Annotated in this window: 3 protein-coding genes; all 3 read right to left on the reverse strand. The window is 64.5% G+C overall.

All coding sequences use genetic code 11. The annotated features are described in order from the left end of the window. A partial coding sequence (locus EN969_RS28430) for a hypothetical protein (protein WP_127419597.1) occupies positions 1 to 403 on the reverse strand: 403 nt, incomplete at its 3' end. A 135-nt stretch (positions 404 to 538) separates the two neighbouring features. Beyond that, on the reverse strand, positions 539 to 1630 hold the full coding sequence (locus EN969_RS28435; protein ID WP_063167921.1) for a YcjF family protein: 1092 nt from the start codon (positions 1628 to 1630) through the stop codon (positions 539 to 541). After that, positions 1627 to 2040: YcjX family protein (locus EN969_RS28440; protein WP_164758572.1), on the reverse strand; the 414-nt coding region annotated here is incomplete at its 5' end. The genes EN969_RS28440 and EN969_RS28435, both read right to left, overlap by 4 nt.

Genomic DNA, 2040 nt, shown 5'->3' on the forward strand with positions numbered 1-2040 from the left:
GGTTGCGGTTGATGGTGAAGACCACCTTGCGGGGATCGACGACGTTGCCGCCGATGATGTCGAGGCCGGAACCGGTCGCGCCACCCATGAAGCTGCCCTTGTAGCCCTCGCGGCCCTTGCGCTCGATCTTGGCCGACATTGGCTGGGTGAACATACCGACCCGGCAGCCGCCGTCGAGCGACATGCCGACCTTGCCGTCGGGCGTCGAGCCGGTGAAGCTGCAGTTGAACTTGGTGCCCTTGTACTTGCCGGCGACGATTTCGCCGGGACCGATCCACTTGCCTTCGGCAGACTGGAAGAACTGCTTGTCCGGCTCCGCCGCAGAGGCCACTCCGGCAATGCCGACGACTGTCGTAATCACCGTTGCCAGGGACAGGACGCTGGATAGAATTACGCTTTTCATCGACGACACCCGGCAACAAAGATGCTGTTTGGAACCGGTCTGACCATGAACAAGATTGGTTAATGCTTCGTCACCGCGGGGCCGCCGCAGAGCAGTCCGGTAACGATTCCGAATGCCCGGACACTCCAGCCCGGCTCACTTGCCGGAGGGGGTCGTTGCACCGTCTTTCCTGGTTGCGAACGATGTCAGCGCCGAGAGGAAGTCGCCCAATCCGGGACGTTTGGCGGCGCTGAAGGGCAGGGGTCGAGCCGTCTCCATCGCGGCGATGCCGATGCGCGCCGTCATCATGCCGTTGACGACGCCCTCGCCAAGCTTGGCCGAAAGGCGCGCGGCCAGGCCGTGGCCAACGATCTGCTGGACGACACTGTCGCCGACCGCGATCGAACCGGTTACCGCCAGATGCGCCAGAACGCTGCGCGCCAGGCGGAAGAAACCCAGCGTTCCCGGCCGTCCGCCATAGAGTTCCGACAGGCGCCGAATGAGCCGCCCGGCCTCGAACACGACATAGGCAACATCGACCAGTGCGCGTGGACTGACCGCCGTCACCAGCGAGACGCGTTTGGCAGCTTCGAGAATCATCACTTTCGCTCTGGCATCGAGTGGTCCGAGAATTTCAGCCTCCGCCAGGCGCACGAGATTGCCGCCGTCGATGATTTCGCCGCGCAATTCGGCCAGCTCGCGCCGGCCGGCCGCGGTCTCGGGTTTGGCCGAGACAAAGGCCGACAATTCGTCGACGACCGATCGTGCCGCCTTGGGATCGTCGCGGGCGATCGCATCGAGCGCCCGCTTCTGCAGCTTTTCGACCTCGGCGAGGCGGGCGATCGCCAGGAATTCGCGAATCAGGATCACCACAAGCGCCAGCACGGCGATGGCGGCCATGCCGGCGGCCAGCCAGCCCAGCCACTCAGCGCGCGCAAAGAGGTCGCGTATGAGCTGGTCGGTCCACAGGCCGACCGCCAGCGAAACCAGCACGCCGAAGGCGCCGAAGAAGATGCTGCCGAGCAGCGAGCGTTTCCTGGGGGCGACGGCTGGTGGCGGCTCCGCGGCAATGATGTCGGGCTCGTCGAAGACATCGACTTTCGCCGGAATGACCATCGCGACATGGGTTTTCATCGCGCGGGGTTTGCGCTGGGTGTCGGCCTGGATGTTGCGCGGCTCAGGGGCCGCTTGTCTCGGTGGGGCTTCCGGTTCGATGCGGAATGCCGCCGGCTTGCGGGGCGCGGTCATGCCAGATGATCTCCGATCAGGAACTGCAAGGCACGGTCGAGCCTGATATGCGGCAGCGACAGCGTGACGCCTTCGGCCGTGCGTTCGAGCTTTGGGGGACGGAAACGGACGAAGCGGATTGCAGGGTCCGCGGAGTCCTGCCTGTGATCGGCTCCCGAAACATCGAAAACCGCATCAATATTCTCCGGTAAGTCACCGGGAAATATGGCTGTTTCAGTTTTTCCATCGAAGGTTTCGCCGTTGATCTTCTCACCGGCTATCGGCGTGCCGATGATGACGGGAAGCGTCTCCCGGCCTTGCCTGACGGTGCCTTCGCGCGTCGCGCGCACCGCCGCCATGGCGACCACATCGACATCGGCGCCGGTGAAATTCGCCCGTGCCACGGCGCGGTCGGCAAGCCGCCGCACGAT

It is taken from the genome of Mesorhizobium sp. M7A.F.Ca.CA.003.01.2.1 (genome assembly GCF_003998945.1).
In the GTDB taxonomy this organism is placed as follows: Bacteria; Pseudomonadota; Alphaproteobacteria; order Rhizobiales; family Rhizobiaceae; genus Mesorhizobium; species Mesorhizobium ciceri.